The organism is Vibrio jasicida 090810c (assembly GCF_002887615.1).
GTDB lineage: Bacteria > Pseudomonadota > Gammaproteobacteria > Enterobacterales > Vibrionaceae > Vibrio > Vibrio jasicida.
Genome location: NZ_CP025792.1, coordinates 1,088,496 through 1,103,467, shown reverse-complemented (window position 1 = coordinate 1,103,467; position 14,972 = coordinate 1,088,496). Strand labels below are relative to the sequence as shown.

The following is a 14,972-nucleotide window of genomic DNA, read 5'->3' as shown; positions in this document are numbered from 1 at the left end:
AACGTTAAGACTTTCTCGCTTCTCGCTATTTAATCGCAAACATCGAACCGAAGTTAAAGCACTGGAACCAAACGTCGTAGCTTGAGAAACCAATTTTCGCGAAACGCTCTTTATGATCTTTCTTCGAATCAGGGCGCATCACGTTTTCAATTGCGCTGCGCTTCTGGCTGATTTCCAGCTCACTGTAGCCGTTCGCACGTTTAAAGTCGTGATGAAGATCGATCAGTAGCTCATTGGATACTTCATCTTCAAACACAAACTTCTCAGACAGAATCAAAATGCCACCTGGGCGCAAACCCGCGTAGATTTTCTCCAATAGCGCATAGCGGTCTTCTGGAGAAAGGAATTGCAGTGTGAAGTTCAATACCACAACCGACGCGTTTTCGATTTCAATATCGCGGATATCCGCTTCTACCACATCAACTGGCGTGTCACTTCGGTAGGCGTTTACATGAAGCTTACAGCGCTCAACCATCGCAGGAGAGTTGTCCACTGCAATGATTTGACAACCTTCTTGTTTGATATGACGACGCATAGACAGCGTAGCAGCACCCAAAGAACAGCCTAGATCGTAGATGTTTGAGTGAGGTTTAACAAAACGCTCTGCCAACATACCAATGGCAGAAATGATGTTGCTGTAACCCGGCACCGATCGTTGAATCATGTCAGGGAAAACTTCCGCTACGCGTTCATCGAACGTGAAATCCCCAATTTTATCGATTGGAGCCGAAAAAATAGTATCTGGATTGCTGTTAGGGTTCATAACCAAATCTCTGCATACAAGCTGCCCGAAACGTCAGGCATCAAAAAAGGCGCGTATTTTATGGGAAATTCGCGCCTCTGTCATTTGCTTAATTATAAGCTTACCTAAAACATTTGTATTTGTGAGTTGCCATCATTGGCAGGAAACGACGACAAATTGGGCAGCGAGAGCTTAAGTTGTAGCTGCTTATAAAGCTTTTCAGCCAGTTCTGGTGCTAAGACGTTATCTGGCGTGTGGATCATCAAGTAAGGTTGAATGCCTTGTTCAATCCACATCGGTAACTTCTGCAACCAAGGTTCGAAAAAGCGCAGGTTGTCTTCCATGTCGGGATGACCGATAAAGCGAATCATCGGGTGCTTAGCAGTTGCAATTGCATGAACTGGAACGCGAGGCTTTTTCTGGTGGGCATCGATCACCGCTTCGGTCGTCGGCTGCGCGGCGAACACTGGGCGGCTGTCCATGATAATGCGGTCAATGCCACTCTCAAGTAGCCATTGATTCAACGCACGTTCTTCTTCACCTTTGGAGAAAAACGCCATATGGCGAACTTCCACTCCAAGTGGAAAATTCGGTGGAAAGCTAGCACAGAACTTCTTTAATCTATCGAGGTGTTCTGGACCAAATGCAGCAGGGAGCTGAATAGTCCATTGCCCGACACGCTCATGAAGCGGTTCCATGACCTTCATAAAGTCACGTAACTGCTCGTCGCAACCTCTGAGCATCTGCTCGTGAGTAATGGCTTTTGGCAACTTAAAGGTGAATTTGAAATTGTCGTGAGTCGCGGCTTTCCAGTTTTGCACCGTGTTGAGCGACGGTGTGGCATAAAAGGTGGTGTTGCCCTCTACGGTATGGAACACCTGCGCGTACTTTTCGAGTCGCTCTGCGGGCTTGGTTCCGCTGCCATAAAAGCTTTGTTGCCATTGGTTGTGCGACCACATGGTCAATCCAAGTCGAAGGGGTAAATTATCCATATCTCTGCTTTACGTTTTTTCCTGAGCCCACTTTACGAGAGTTTTGCTGAAATGGGTAATTTCACGCTATAATCCCCACCAATTTTTTCGCTTTGGTGCGCTTTTGAACATTTGTTGTACTAAAAACCACCAATGAATGATAAAACACACTTAATTGTATGTTGAGTAGTCGATTTTCATAGGCTTTCAGCGTATAAATGGATCTTTACTCTGCTCGGCAATGAGGCTGACAGAGCGTAGTTAACAATATTTGAGAGATTGGGAATTTCATTATGCGTACCCATTACTGTGGTCACCTGAACAAGTCCCTTGCAGGACAAACTGTAGAACTTTGCGGCTGGGTTAACCGTCGTCGTGATTTAGGCGGTCTTATTTTTATCGATATGCGAGATCGCGAAGGTATCGTTCAGGTAGTTGTTGATCCAGATATGGCAGATGCGTATGAAGTGGCTAACACACTTCGTAATGAATTCTGTATCAAGCTAACTGGTGAAGTTCGCGTTCGTCCAGAAAGCCAAGTAAACAAAGACATGGCAACAGGTGAAGTAGAGCTCCTTGCGAAAGGTCTTGAAATCATCAACCGTTCTGACGTTCTGCCTCTAGACTTCAATCAAAAGAACTCTGAAGAGCAACGTCTGAAGTACCGTTACCTAGATCTACGTCGTCCAGAAATGAGTGACCGCATCAAGCTACGTGCTAAAGCGTCTAGCTTTGTTCGTCGTTTCCTAGATGACAACGGCTTCCTAGACATCGAAACACCAGTACTAACAAAAGCGACACCAGAAGGCGCTCGTGACTACCTAGTACCTAGCCGTGTTCACAAAGGCAGCTTCTACGCACTTCCTCAGTCTCCACAGCTATTCAAACAGCTTCTAATGATGTCTGGTTTTGACCGTTACTACCAAATCGTTAAGTGTTTCCGTGATGAAGACTTGCGTGCTGACCGTCAACCAGAATTCACTCAGATCGATATCGAAACGTCATTCATGACGGCTGACCAAGTTCGTGCAACGACTGAGAAAATGGTTCGTGAAATGTGGCAAGAGCTACTGAACGTTGACCTAGGTGAATTCCCAGTAATGCCGTTCAGCGAAGCGATTCGTCGTTTCGGTTCTGACAAACCAGACCTACGTAACCCACTAGAACTAGTAGACGTTGCAGACCTAGTAAAAGACGTTGAATTCAAAGTATTCTCTGGTCCAGCAAATGACGAGAAAGGTCGCGTTGCCGTTATCCGTGTACCAGGTGGTGCTGAGCTTACTCGTAAGCAAATCGACGGTTACGCAGAATTTGTAGGTATCTACGGTGCGAAAGGTCTAGCATGGATGAAGGTTAACGACCGTGCAGCAGGCATGGAAGGTATCCAATCTCCTGTAGCTAAATTCCTAAGCGAAGACGTGATCAATGGTATTCTAGATCGCACTCAAGCGGAATCTGGCGATATCATCCTATTCGGTGCAGACAAAGCTAACATCGTTGCTGAAGCACTAGGTGCACTTCGTCTTAAACTTGGTAAAGACCTAGGTCTAACTAAAGAAGGCACTTGGGCTCCACTTTGGGTTGTTGACTTCCCAATGTTCGAAGAAGACGACGAAGGCAACCTGCACGCAATGCACCACCCATTCACATCACCTCTAGGTGTGACTGCGGAAGAGCTAAAAGCGAACCCAGCGGTAGCGAACTCAAACGCATACGACATGGTTCTAAACGGCTACGAAGTGGGCGGTGGTTCTGTACGTATTCACAACGCAGAAATGCAAGCAGCGGTATTCGATATCCTAGGTATTGATGCAGACGAGCAAAAACTGAAGTTTGGTTTCCTATTGGAAGCGCTGAAATTCGGTACGCCACCTCACGCAGGTCTTGCATTCGGTCTAGACCGTCTAGTAATGTTGCTATGTGGTACTGAGAACATCCGTGATGTTATCGCATTCCCTAAAACAACAGCAGCGGCGTGTCTACTAACAGACGCACCGAGCCTTGCAAACCCAGCGGCTCTAGAAGAGCTAGCAATTGCAGTGACTGTTGCGAAAGAAAAAGACGCAGAATAAGCGCACAACATTTAAAGAAAACTCCCGCATTTGCGGGAGTTTTTGTTTTAATGAACCCAAGAATTATTCCGAGCTCTTTCCCAAGTAACGTTATTGAGCAATCAAAGCTGAGCATTAACGTCAAAATAAATTAAAAGGTGAATCATGGCAGGTCATAGTAAATGGGCGAATATTCGTCACCGTAAAGCTGCGCAAGATGCCAAGCGTGGCAAAATCTTTACCAAGTTAATTCGTGAAATTGTCGTTGCCGCGAAAGAGGGTGGCGGAGAAGCTGACAATAACCCTCGGTTACGAGCTGCTATCGATAAAGCACTTTCTAACAACATGACGCGAGACACGGTGAACCGTGCGGTCAGTCGTGGTGCCGGTGGTGAAGGCGATGACAACATGGAAACCGTCATCTACGAAGGATACGGTCCAGGTGGCACCGCCGTAATGGTTGAATGCATGACAGACAATCGCAATCGAACGGTTTCTGGCGTGCGTCACGCGTTTTCGAAGTCTGGCGGTAATTTGGGTACAGATGGAAGTGTTAATTATCTGTTCGATAAGAAAGGTGTGATTTCTTATGCCTCCGGCTTAGATGAAGACGAAGTGATGGAAGTGGCGCTTGAGAGCGGCGCCGATGATATCGAAACATCCGAAGACGGTTCTATTGATGTGTACACGGCACCAGCTGATTTCGGTAGCGTCAAAGATGCCTTGGATGCAGCAGGCTTTGAGGCTGACAATGCAGAAGTATCATTAATCCCATCAACGAAAGCAGAATTGGACGTGGATACTGCCCCTAAGCTTCTACGTCTGATTGATGCGTTAGAAGACTTGGATGATGTTCAAGAGGTGTATCACAATGGTGACATTTCTGACGAAGTGGCAGCCACATTAGAATAAGATTACTCAATGGGGACAGAGCGTTCTGTTCCCATTTATTTTCATTAATTATAATAACGAGATAGAGATCGTTCTTGATCTGCTTTCTTAGGAAAATTCATGTCAATTATTTTGGGTATTGACCCAGGCTCTCGCATTACGGGTTACGGTGTGATTCGTCAGCAGGGACGTCATCTACAATATCTAGGCAGCGGCTGTATTCGCACTTCTGAAAAAGAGTTGCCAGGTCGTCTCAAGCAAATCTACGCAGGCGTGACGGAAATCATCACCCAGTTTCAACCGGATGTGTTTGCCATCGAACAAGTGTTTATGGCGAAGAACGCTGATTCTGCACTAAAGCTAGGGCAGGCGCGTGGTAGCGCAATTGTGGCGGCTGTGAATGCGGATCTTCCGGTGCATGAGTACGCGGCTCGTCTTATTAAACAAGCGGTAACGGGCACAGGTGGTGCAGACAAAGTTCAGGTTCAACATATGGTTCAACACATGCTTAAATTGCCAGCCAAGCCTCAAGCCGATGCTGCCGATGCGTTGGGTGTTGCTATTTGTCACGCTAACACCAATAAGACGCTGGTGGCGCTCGCAGGCAAAGCAACCAGCGCAAGAAAAGGTCGTTACCGTTAAGCGTGTTTTCGTATTAAAAATGAGACATCTCAGACAGATTTAAGGATTGGGTTTGTTGAGAAAATGTTACAAAACTATAGTGGTCAGAGGTCTAATAAGAAATCAATCAAGGAAGATTGAACATGAATCCAGCCACGCTGTGGCGCAGTGCATTTATGCCGCGCCAAACTCAATGGACAAGAACTCAACAACGTCAAGCCGATATCCTCTCGCTATTTACCTTCATCGCCTTTCTCGTCGGGATTTACAGCCTGATCAAATGGTCTAAACATGGGCATGAAAGCTTAATCTTCACCTCAGTACTCTTAATCGCACTCGAACTGATATCCGCCTTCAGCCTGAGATGGTTCAAACGACCAGCATTGTCGCTCAATCTGGGGTTTGTAGGCATGTCAGTGCATGCACTCAACATCATTTATCAAAGCGGTGGTGTGGTCGATTCAACCCAAACTTACTGGGTACCTTTGTTAGTCGTCGCTTTCTTTTTATCTGGCACTCGTATCATGGCGATCTCATGGAGTGCGCTAGTCATCGCGGTTTCTGCAGTAATGACGTATCAGCATGTGTCTGGTTTTGGTTTTCCCCAACTCGTGTTGTCTGAATCTGCGCAGCGCGTGGAAATATGGTCAGGCACTGTGTTACCGCTGGTGGTGATTTGTATTGCACAAGCCTTTACTGCCAAGCAGCGAGATATTGCGATTGAAAGTGCAGAGAAATCTAAAGCAGAAAGTGAATTGGTCGCACAAAAAGCAACGGCGGGGGAGTTACGGCTAGGAGAGGTACTAGAGCAAGCTAATCAAAATTCGGCGGAGCTTAAACAAGTTTCGCAAGTGTTGGATGGACAATCTTCGCTGTTAGGTGCTCAAGTCAATGCTCTCAATATCAACAGTGAGTCTCAAGCCAGTGCGGCTGAGCAAATGAGTCAGCAAGTACACCACATGGCGACGGGGATTGAAACGTCAAGCAAGTTTGTTGAAGAGCTTCGTGAGAAGAGTGAAGACGTTCATCAACAAGCTGAGAAAAGCTCTGAGTTGCTCGAAGACTCTACCCAAGCGATCAGCCAGATCATTACCAGCCATGAAGACATCATGAAAGTGGCAGACTTGATTACCTCGGTCGCAGAACAAACCAATTTATTGGCACTGAATGCGGCTATTGAGGCGGCGCGAGCGGGGGAGCAGGGCAGAGGCTTTGCAGTGGTCGCGGACCAAGTGAGAGAGCTTTCTGCAAAGAGTAGTCAATCCGCAATCGAGATTCGTAACTTGCTTGATCGCAGCGAGCAAGAGGTGAAACACGGGCAGAATGTTGTTACTTCAAGCACAGAACGAATGAATACCATCATCCAGCAAGTGACCACAATTTCTCATGATGTGCAGAGTCTTTCTGGCATCATGGCGACGCAAATGACCGCATTAAAAGAGCTTGATGAAGCCAGTAGCGAAGTTGCTAACGGAGTCGTGAACACCAAGACCATTGCTGAAACTGTCGCTCAATATGGCACTGAGCTCAGTAGCCAAGTCGTCACCGTGAGAAACCTGACTCAACAACTTGATCAAGTTGTCTCAAAAATCTAACCGAACGGCATAAAGGACTGGATGTCTATCCAGTTCTTTATTATCCTGTCGCAAATTCATTTCCAAAGAGTATTTATAGTGATTGGACGTCTTCGCGGCACTCTGCTTGAAAAGCAACCACCTGAAGTTTTAATTGAAGTTAATGGCATTGGTTATGAAGTACAGATGCCAATGAGCTGTTTCTACGAACTGCCAAACGTCGGCGAAGAAGCGATCATTTATACTCATTTTGTTGTGCGTGAAGACGCTCAGCTGCTTTACGGCTTCAACACTGTCAAAGAACGTGCGCTCTTCCGTGAAGTAATCAAAGCGAACGGCGTCGGTCCTAAACTGGGGCTGGGTATACTTTCTGGTATGACGGCAAGCCAATTCGTTTCTTGCGTAGAGCGTGAAGACATTTCAACACTTGTGAAGCTACCTGGCGTTGGTAAGAAAACCGCAGAACGTCTTGTTGTGGAAATGAAAGACCGCCTTAAAGGTTGGGGTGCTGGCGACCTATTTACTCCGTTTACGGATGCGGCTCCTGCGGATTCTGGTGCGGCATCTAGCAATGCTGAAGAAGAGGCAATCAGTGCGCTTCTAGCTCTAGGCTACAAACCAACTCAAGCGTCGAAAGTAGTCTCTCAGATCGCTAAACCGGATATGACCAGTGAGCAACTGATCCGTGAAGCACTAAAATCAATGGTGTAACGAAAAGTTCAAGGGAACAATATGATTGAAGCCGATCGTTTAATCGCGCCAGAAAATCCTTCATTTCGTGATGAAGATGTCATCGACCGTGCGATTCGTCCTAAGAAGCTGGCGGATTACCAAGGTCAGGATCACGTGCGTGGTCAGATGGAGATTTTCATCAAAGCCGCTCAATTGCGAAATGAAGCGCTCGACCACCTTTTGATATTTGGTCCTCCAGGTTTGGGTAAAACCACACTTGCGAACATCGTTGCTAATGAGATGGAAGTGAATATTCGCACTACTTCCGGCCCAGTACTTGAGAAAGCAGGGGACTTGGCGGCGCTGCTGACCAACTTAGAAGAAAACGATGTGCTGTTCATTGACGAGATTCACCGCTTAAGCCCAATGGTTGAAGAAGTGCTGTATCCAGCGATGGAAGATTACCAGCTAGACATCATGATTGGTGAAGGCCCAGCCGCTCGCTCTATCAAGATTGACTTGCCTCCTTTCACGCTTATCGGCGCAACCACACGAGCGGGTTCATTGACCTCGCCATTGCGTGACCGATTCGGTATTACTCAGCGCCTTGAGTATTACAAGGTCAAAGACTTGCAGGATATCGTTCAGCGCAGCGCAGATTGCCTAGGCTTGTCAATGGAGTCGGAAGGTGCGTTAGAAGTTGCTCGCCGCGCTCGTGGTACGCCACGTATCGCTAACCGACTACTACGCCGTGTTCGTGACTATGCTGAAGTAAAGGGCAATGGACACATCTGTGCGGAAGTTGCAGATAAAGCGCTGAACATGCTCGATGTCGACGCTAAAGGTTTTGACTACATGGACCGAAAACTGCTTCTTGCGATCATGGAAAAGTTTGGTGGTGGTCCTGTCGGTCTGGATAACATGGCAGCAGCCATTGGTGAAGAGAAAGACACCATTGAAGATGTGCTAGAGCCTTATTTGATTCAACAAGGTTACTTACAACGCACACCTCGTGGTAGAATAGCGACCGATCGCGCCTATCTGCATTTCGGAATTGAAAAGTAAGATTCCAACGCTGGGCGCACAGCGCTCAGCATTTCACCAATGTTGACCAACCTCTCATTTATTAAATCTCTTCTAATACTAAATAGGTAATAAAAACTTATAGATTGTTAACTCTATGTTCTTGCCTAACTGATTATTTTCTCTCCTGATTACTCTCTATTAACATACTCTTCTGATATCGTTTGATCTGGATCAATGTGATGGATTTTTGTTCAAATTCAGCGCATAAAGATTGATATACATCAAAGCGGTTTCTCGCTATAAACCTTTTGAAACAAACTGTTTTTAGCAGTAATATTAGGCCCAGCTATATTAGCTGATGCTTAACAATTAACTAACCAACGAAGCACATTTTTGCAACAAAGCGTTGTGATAATTCAACATTTTTCAAGTGTAAATAACACTTGTGTATGGATTGCAATATGTAGAGAGTGTCATTCAGCCGACACATAGGAGTTACCATGATTGACGTAGTTGATCTGTCGCGGTTGCAGTTTGCACTGACAGCGATGTATCACTTCCTATTCGTACCATTGACCCTTGGTATGGCCTTCCTTTTGGCCATTATGGAATCAATGTACGTAATGACGAACAAGCAAATCTACAAGGACATGACCAAGTTCTGGGGTAAGCTGTTCGGTATTAACTTTGCACTTGGTGTGGCTACTGGCCTTACCATGGAGTTCCAGTTTGGTACGAACTGGTCTTACTACTCCCACTATGTAGGTGACATCTTCGGTGCACCACTAGCGATCGAAGCACTGGTTGCTTTCTTCCTGGAGTCAACTTTTGTTGGTCTATTCTTCTTCGGGTGGGATCGTCTATCAAAACGTCAACACTTAGCGGTAACCTGGTTGGTTGCTCTGGGTTCTAACTTCTCTGCACTGTGGATTCTTATCGCGAACGGCTGGATGCAAAACCCAGTTGGCGCAGAATTCAACTTCGAAACCATGCGTATGGAAATGGTGAGCTTCGCAGACGTTGTACTAAACCCTGTAGCGCAAGTTAAATTTGTACACACAGTAGCATCTGGCTACACGTGTGGTGCAATGTTCGTTCTTGGCATCAGTTCTTACTACCTATTGAAAGGTCGTGATGTGGCGTTCGCTCGTCGTTCGTTTGCTATCGCAGCTTCTTTCGGTATGGCAGCAATCCTGTCTACAATCGTGCTGGGTGATGAATCTGGTTACGAACTTGGTGAAGTTCAAAAAGTGAAGCTAGCAGCAGTAGAAGCTGAATGGCATACAGAACCAGCACCAGCGGCGTTCACACTGTTTGGTTTACCGAACCAAGAAACAATGAATACCGATTACGCAATCAAGATCCCTTACGTAATGGGTATCATCGCAACGCGTTCGTTTGATGAGCAAGTAACAGGCCTACACGATCTACGTGAAGAGCACGTTGACCGTATCCGTACTGGTATGTACGCATACGAATTGCTTGAAAAACTGCGTGCAGGCGACAAGTCTGAAGCAAACATGACAGCGTTTGACGAAGTGAAAGGTGACCTAGGTTACGGCCTACTTCTAAAACGTTACACAGACAAGGTTGTTGATGCGACTGAAGACCAAATCCAAGCTGCAGCGGATGATTCAATCCCAACAGTATGGCCGCTATTCTGGTCGTTCCGTATCATGGTTGCGTGTGGCTTCATCATGCTATTCGTATTTGGTGCGTCATTCATCCAAACATGTCGTCAGAAGATCGAACAGAAACCTTGGATTCTTAAAGCTGCATTGTTCAGCATTCCACTACCTTGGATTGCGATCGAAGCGGGTTGGTTCGTTGCTGAATACGGTCGTCAACCGTGGGCTGTAGGTGAAATCCTACCGGTACACGTTGCTGCATCAGCACTAACAGCAGGTGAAATCTGGACTTCACTATTTGCAATCCTAGCGCTATACACTGCATTCCTAATTGCAGAAGTATACCTAATGGTGAAATTCGCTCGTAAAGGTCCAAGCAGCCTGAAAACTGGCCGCTACCACTTCGAGCAAAACGCTGACTCTGTTGAAGACAAAGTTAGTCGCCAAGTAGAAGCGTAAGACAAGGAGACAACAAGATGTTTGATTACGAAATCTTGCGATTCATCTGGTGGGTACTGATCGGTGTTCTACTAGTTGGTTTTGCAATTACTGACGGTTTCGATATGGGTGTGGGCGCACTTGTACCTATTATCGGTAAAAACGACACGCAACGTCGTGTGATGATTAACTCGATCGCACCTCACTGGGATGGTAACCAAGTATGGCTTATCACTGCTGGTGGTGCATTGTTCGCAGCATGGCCTTTGGTTTACGCGACATCGTTCTCTGGTTTCTACCTAGCGATGATCCTAACCCTAGCGGCACTTTGGCTACGTCCAATCGGTCTTGATTACCGTTCAAAGATTGAAGATAAAAAATGGCGTAACACTTGGGATATCTGTATCTCAATCAGTGGCTTCGTTCCACCAATCATCTTTGGTGTAGCGTTTGGTAACCTTCTGCAAGGTGTTCCATTCCAATTGAACGAATTCCTAATGCCAACGTACCATGGTTCGTTCTTTGGTCTTCTTAACCCATTTGCATTGCTATGTGGTCTAGTAAGCTTGTTCATGATCCTGATGCAAGGTTCAACTTGGCTACAAATGAAGACAACAGGCGAAGTACATACTCGTGCTCGTAACGTTGCTCAGCTAATGGGTCTATTAACTGTGGTTGCATTCGTAGCAGCTGGCTTCTGGATTCAGAGCATCGAAGGTTACGTTATCGTAGGTGGTATCGATACAGGCGCTGCTTCTAACCCTCTAAACAAAGAGGTTATCCGTGAAGCTGGTGCGTGGATGAACAACTTCGAAGCTTACCCAATGCTATGGGCTGCGCCTGTACTGGGTGTTGCAATGCCGCTTCTAGCTGTATTGGCATCTCGCCTAGAGAAGTGTGGTATCGCGTTCCTAACCTCTAGCCTTGGTAACGCAGGTGTTATCTTTACTGCTGGTATTGCAATGTTCCCATTCGTAATGCCATCAGACCTAATGCCAAGCCAAAGTCTGACAATGTGGGATGCAACTTCATCTGAACTGACTTTGAACCTAATGACAGGCGTTGCGTTTGTTATGGTTCCAATCATCTTGGCTTACACGTCTTGGACTTACTACAAGATGTTTGGTCGCTTGGATGACAAGTTCATCGAAGAAAACAAAAACTCACTTTACTAAGGAGCTATTACTATGTGGTATTTCGCATGGATTCTAGGTGTACTACTTGCTTGTGCATTCGGTATCATCAACGCTCTTTGGTTAGAGCACTCAGAAATGATGGATAAAGACAGTGAGTAATCTCGCTGAAAAGGTAGCGAAACTTCACGCACCAATGGACAAGACTCTACTGAGAGTCTTGGCCTTAATCCTCGGCTTTATGCATGTAGGATTGGTGATGTGGGATCCAAACGCATACCATCGAGAAATTGGTGGCTTTAATGCGTTTATCGCACCGGCACTGATTTGGGCAGTCTGCTCAAGCATGGTTTACGGTGTGGGCTTCAAGCCAAGAAATTGGTACTGGCAAGTATTGTTCAGCCCTTATTTCTCACTTGCTATCTTAGTTTATTTAACAGCACTCTATTTCATTTAAGCGTTACACTCTGAAATAAAGTCGGTTATTAAATCATCGAATAAAAAGCCAGACGTCTTGTCTGGCTTTTATTTTTTCTACAAAATTCAAAAATATTCCCTTCGCTCAGTACCAATTACTGCCGCTTCAGTTATAGTAATTGCTTTAAAGAATTGAAAGTACTGGTACTCCCTTGCAAGGCACATCTAATCCCTTCCGCTGGCCGATCACCGTGTATTATGAAGATACCGATGCGGGTGGCGTTGTATATCACTCTAATTATTTAAAATTCTTTGAACGCGCACGCACTGAGATGTTGCGTGCAAAAGGCATTTCTCAACATGTGTTATTGGAACAAAACATTGGCTTTGTTGTCCGACACATGGATATCGATTTCAACCAAGGGGCGAGACTGGACGAGCATTTGACCGTTCTTACCCGAGTGTCAGAAATAAAGCGTGCGTCCCTGCAATTCTGTCAAGAGTTAGTCAATGATGAAGGCAAAACATTGTGCAAGACAATTGTTAAGGTAGCATGTATCGATAATAAGAAAATGAAACCAATAGCTATCCCATCTTTTATCAATTCGGAGCTAACAAATAGTGACTGCTGATATTTCCATTTTAGATCTCTTTCTTCAGGCCAGTCTGTTGGTAAAGCTTGTGATGTTGACCCTATTAGGCATGTCAATTGCGTCATGGGCAATGATCATTAAGCGCAGCAAAGTACTGTCTCAAGCATCAAAAGACGCTGAGTCCTTTGAAGACAAATTTTGGTCTGGTACCGATCTTTCACAGCTGTACCAAAAAGTGAAAGCTCGTAAAGACGACATCGGTGGCACAGAAGAAATCTTCTATGCTGGCTTTACCGAATTTGCACGCTTGCGTAAGAGTAACGCAAACTCACCGGCCTACATCATGGAAGGTACAGGGCGTGCAATGCGCGTTTCTGTAGCTCGTGAAGTGGATGAACTAGAAACCAGTTTACCGTTCCTCGCAACGGTCGGTTCTATCAGCCCATACATCGGCCTATTTGGTACGGTATGGGGTATCATGCACGCCTTTATTGCATTGGGTGAAGTGAAACAAGCAACACTATCTATGGTGGCACCCGGTATCGCAGAAGCACTGATCGCAACAGCGATGGGTCTGTTTGCAGCAATCCCTGCAGTAATGGCTTACAACCGTCTAAGCAACAAAGTAAGTAAGCTAGAGCATACATACGCAACTTTCTCTGAAGAATTCCACAGCATCCTGCACCGTCAAGCAATGGCGGGTCGAGACAGCGCGAATAAGGAATAAGGCATGGCGGGTTACCAACCTAAAAAGCGTAAAATGACCGCAGAGATTAACGTTGTACCTTATATCGACGTTATGCTTGTACTGCTGATCATTTTCATGGCGACCGCTCCATTTGTCACTCAAGGTGTGGATGTAGACCTTCCAAAAACCTCTACCGCGGAATCAATGCAAGATCTTGCTGGTGAAACAGACAGTAGCTTCATCATTATTGAAATCGATCGCGATGGTAATTTGGGCCTAAGCGTGAATGATGAAGAGGTTCAACGCGGTCTATCACTACAAGACGTTATTGTTCGTGTGAAAGCAGAGCGGGAAATCAAACCTGATTCTCCGGTTGCAGTAGGGGGTGATGCCGCAACGCCATATGCAGATGTGGTACTTCTGCTTGATGAGCTAAGTCGGGCTGGCATCCCTAAAGTAGGTCTGATGACCGATATCAGGGAATAGACATCGAACATCTATGAAAGACAATAAGAAGAAAACCAAAGAATACACCAAGCCGATAGCAATATCGGTTGGTTTGCATGCGCTTTTGGTCGTAGCGTTACTTTGGGGTACAGATTTCAACATGTCTAAACCCGAGCCGACAGGGCAAATGGTGCAGGCGGTTGTTATTGACCCGAAGCTTGTCCAACAACAAGCCAAAGAAATTCGTCAGCAACGCGAGAAAGCGGCAAAAAAAGAGCAAGATCGTCTTGATAAACTGAGACGTGAAGCTGAGCAGCTGGAAAAGAATCGCAAAGCTGAAGAAGAGCAGATTCGTAAGCTGAAAGAGCAGCAAGCAAAAGATGCAAAAGCCGCTCGCGAAGCGGAGGTCGCTCGTAAAAAGAAAGAGCAAGAACGTAAGGCCGAAGAAGAACGCACTCGTAAAGAGAAAGAGCGGGCAGCAAAGGCCGAACAAGAGCGTAAAGCCAAAGAAGAGGCCGTACGTAAAGCGGAGCAAGAACGTGTAGCGCGCGAGAAAGCGGCGAAAGAAGCCGAAGAGAAAGCGAAACGTGAACGTGAAGCCGCAGCAAAAGCCGAGCAAGAACGCATCGCGAAAGAAAAAGCAGCCAAAGAGGCCGCTGAGCGCGAACGTAAAGCTCGAGAAGCCGCAGAGAAAGCAGAGCGTGAACGCAAAGAGCAAGAAGCGGCTTTGGATGACATTTTTGCTGGTCTAGAAAGTGAATCCGAACTTAACCAAGTAGCGAAGAATCAACATGTTGATTCGGAAGTTGGTCGTTATGCAGCCATCTATAAACAGCTAATCGAAAGTCGAATCATTAAGGATGATTACCTTGTGGGAAAGTCGTGTAGGCTGAATATTAAGCTTGTGCCAACTGGAACAGATGGCGTAGTAAGTGGCGTTTCAGTCATTAGCGGTGATGCTCGATTATGTGGTGCGGCAAAGAGTGCAGTAAACCAAGTTGGCAATTTCCCTATGCCAAAAGACCGCGCAATTATAGATAAAATTCGTGATATTAACTTAACAGTTGATTATTAATTTAA

The 14,972-nt window shown here is 45.9% G+C and carries 16 protein-coding genes; 14 read left to right on the top strand and 2 right to left on the bottom strand.

Annotated elements, in window-relative coordinates; genetic code table 11:
• Nucleotides 1-25: 25 nt before the first annotated feature.
• The gene (gene cmoA, locus C1S73_RS05205; protein WP_038866790.1) at nucleotides 26-763 is read right to left on the bottom strand and encodes a carboxy-S-adenosyl-L-methionine synthase CmoA; all 738 of its coding nucleotides are present in this window, start codon (nucleotides 761-763) and stop codon (nucleotides 26-28) included.
• Nucleotides 764-867: 104 nt separating this feature from the next.
• A complete protein-coding gene (locus C1S73_RS05200; RefSeq protein ID WP_038866791.1) occupies nucleotides 868-1,734 on the bottom strand; it encodes a DUF72 domain-containing protein in 867 nt (288 codons plus the stop codon).
• 272 nt (nucleotides 1,735-2,006) lie between these two features.
• Between C1S73_RS05200 and aspS the strand changes: the two genes are divergently transcribed.
• The 14 genes from aspS (at nucleotide 2,007) to tolA (ending at nucleotide 14,967) form a co-directional block, all read left to right on the top strand.
• A complete protein-coding gene (aspS, locus tag C1S73_RS05195; RefSeq protein ID WP_038866792.1) occupies nucleotides 2,007-3,785 on the top strand; it encodes an aspartate--tRNA ligase in 1,779 nt (592 codons plus the stop codon).
• A 144-nt stretch (nucleotides 3,786-3,929) separates the two neighbouring features.
• Nucleotides 3,930-4,676 carry a YebC/PmpR family DNA-binding transcriptional regulator gene (locus C1S73_RS05190; RefSeq protein WP_038866794.1) on the top strand — a complete coding sequence of 249 codons (747 nt, stop codon included), beginning with the start codon at nucleotides 3,930-3,932 and terminating at the stop codon, nucleotides 4,674-4,676.
• A gap of 99 nt (nucleotides 4,677-4,775) precedes the next feature.
• The gene (gene ruvC / locus C1S73_RS05185) at nucleotides 4,776-5,297 is read left to right on the top strand and encodes a crossover junction endodeoxyribonuclease RuvC (RefSeq protein ID WP_005426231.1); all 522 of its coding nucleotides are present in this window, start codon (nucleotides 4,776-4,778) and stop codon (nucleotides 5,295-5,297) included.
• Nucleotides 5,298-5,419: 122 nt separating this feature from the next.
• Nucleotides 5,420-6,871 carry a methyl-accepting chemotaxis protein gene (locus C1S73_RS05180; protein ID WP_038866796.1) on the top strand — a complete coding sequence of 484 codons (1,452 nt, stop codon included), beginning with the start codon at nucleotides 5,420-5,422 and terminating at the stop codon, nucleotides 6,869-6,871.
• A gap of 78 nt (nucleotides 6,872-6,949) precedes the next feature.
• On the top strand, nucleotides 6,950-7,561 hold the full coding sequence (gene ruvA, locus C1S73_RS05175) for a Holliday junction branch migration protein RuvA (protein WP_038866798.1): 612 nt from the start codon (nucleotides 6,950-6,952) through the stop codon (nucleotides 7,559-7,561).
• A gap of 21 nt (nucleotides 7,562-7,582) precedes the next feature.
• Nucleotides 7,583-8,587 carry a Holliday junction branch migration DNA helicase RuvB gene (ruvB, locus tag C1S73_RS05170; RefSeq protein ID WP_038866800.1) on the top strand — a complete coding sequence of 335 codons (1,005 nt, stop codon included), beginning with the start codon at nucleotides 7,583-7,585 and terminating at the stop codon, nucleotides 8,585-8,587.
• A gap of 461 nt (nucleotides 8,588-9,048) precedes the next feature.
• Nucleotides 9,049-10,635, top strand: a complete 1,587-nt coding sequence (gene cydA / locus C1S73_RS05165) for a cytochrome ubiquinol oxidase subunit I (RefSeq protein ID WP_038866802.1) — start codon at nucleotides 9,049-9,051, stop codon at nucleotides 10,633-10,635.
• 17 nt (nucleotides 10,636-10,652) lie between these two features.
• Complete coding sequence (gene cydB / locus C1S73_RS05160) at nucleotides 10,653-11,789, top strand: cytochrome d ubiquinol oxidase subunit II (protein WP_038866805.1); 1,137 nt, start codon at nucleotides 10,653-10,655, stop codon at nucleotides 11,787-11,789.
• A gap of 12 nt (nucleotides 11,790-11,801) precedes the next feature.
• Nucleotides 11,802-11,909, top strand: a complete 108-nt coding sequence (cydX, locus tag C1S73_RS05155; protein WP_000270284.1) for a cytochrome bd-I oxidase subunit CydX — start codon at nucleotides 11,802-11,804, stop codon at nucleotides 11,907-11,909.
• A complete protein-coding gene (gene ybgE, locus C1S73_RS05150) occupies nucleotides 11,902-12,204 on the top strand; it encodes a cyd operon protein YbgE (RefSeq protein WP_038866807.1) in 303 nt (100 codons plus the stop codon). The genes cydX and ybgE overlap by 8 nt, the downstream gene beginning before the upstream one ends.
• Before the next feature lie 172 nt (nucleotides 12,205-12,376).
• Nucleotides 12,377-12,796 carry a tol-pal system-associated acyl-CoA thioesterase gene (gene ybgC / locus C1S73_RS05145; protein WP_010447291.1) on the top strand — a complete coding sequence of 140 codons (420 nt, stop codon included), beginning with the start codon at nucleotides 12,377-12,379 and terminating at the stop codon, nucleotides 12,794-12,796.
• Nucleotides 12,786-13,484: a protein TolQ gene (tolQ, locus tag C1S73_RS05140; protein WP_038866810.1), complete on the top strand. Its 699-nt coding sequence runs from the start codon at nucleotides 12,786-12,788 to the stop codon at nucleotides 13,482-13,484. The genes ybgC and tolQ overlap by 11 nt, the downstream gene beginning before the upstream one ends.
• A 3-nt stretch (nucleotides 13,485-13,487) precedes the next feature.
• Nucleotides 13,488-13,931, top strand: coding sequence for a protein TolR (tolR, locus tag C1S73_RS05135; protein WP_038866811.1), 444 nt, complete (start codon nucleotides 13,488-13,490; stop codon nucleotides 13,929-13,931).
• Nucleotides 13,932-13,944: 13 nt separating this feature from the next.
• Nucleotides 13,945-14,967 (top strand): cell envelope integrity protein TolA, encoded by a 1,023-nt coding sequence (gene tolA, locus C1S73_RS05130; protein ID WP_038866812.1) that lies wholly within the window; start codon nucleotides 13,945-13,947, stop codon nucleotides 14,965-14,967.
• Nucleotides 14,968-14,972 lie beyond the last annotated feature (5 nt).

Excerpts from the sequence above, each read along its gene's own strand:
- cmoA (WP_038866790.1), bottom strand. The coding sequence starts at position 763 with ATGAACCCTAACAGCAATCCAGATACTATTTTTTCGGCTCCAATCGAT.
- C1S73_RS05200 (WP_038866791.1), bottom strand. The coding sequence starts at position 1,734 with ATGGATAATTTACCCCTTCGACTTGGATTGACCATGTGGTCGCACAAC.
- aspS (WP_038866792.1), top strand. The coding sequence starts at position 2,007 with ATGCGTACCCATTACTGTGGTCACCTGAACAAGTCCCTTGCAGGACAA.
- C1S73_RS05190 (WP_038866794.1), top strand. The coding sequence starts at position 3,930 with ATGGCAGGTCATAGTAAATGGGCGAATATTCGTCACCGTAAAGCTGCG.
- ruvC (WP_005426231.1), top strand. The coding sequence starts at position 4,776 with ATGTCAATTATTTTGGGTATTGACCCAGGCTCTCGCATTACGGGTTAC.
- C1S73_RS05180 (WP_038866796.1), top strand. The coding sequence starts at position 5,420 with ATGAATCCAGCCACGCTGTGGCGCAGTGCATTTATGCCGCGCCAAACT.
- ruvB (WP_038866800.1), top strand. The coding sequence starts at position 7,583 with ATGATTGAAGCCGATCGTTTAATCGCGCCAGAAAATCCTTCATTTCGT.
- cydA (WP_038866802.1), top strand. The coding sequence starts at position 9,049 with ATGATTGACGTAGTTGATCTGTCGCGGTTGCAGTTTGCACTGACAGCG.
- cydB (WP_038866805.1), top strand. The coding sequence starts at position 10,653 with ATGTTTGATTACGAAATCTTGCGATTCATCTGGTGGGTACTGATCGGT.
- cydX (WP_000270284.1), top strand. The coding sequence starts at position 11,802 with ATGTGGTATTTCGCATGGATTCTAGGTGTACTACTTGCTTGTGCATTC.
- tolR (WP_038866811.1), top strand. The coding sequence starts at position 13,488 with ATGGCGGGTTACCAACCTAAAAAGCGTAAAATGACCGCAGAGATTAAC.
- tolA (WP_038866812.1), top strand. The coding sequence starts at position 13,945 with ATGAAAGACAATAAGAAGAAAACCAAAGAATACACCAAGCCGATAGCA.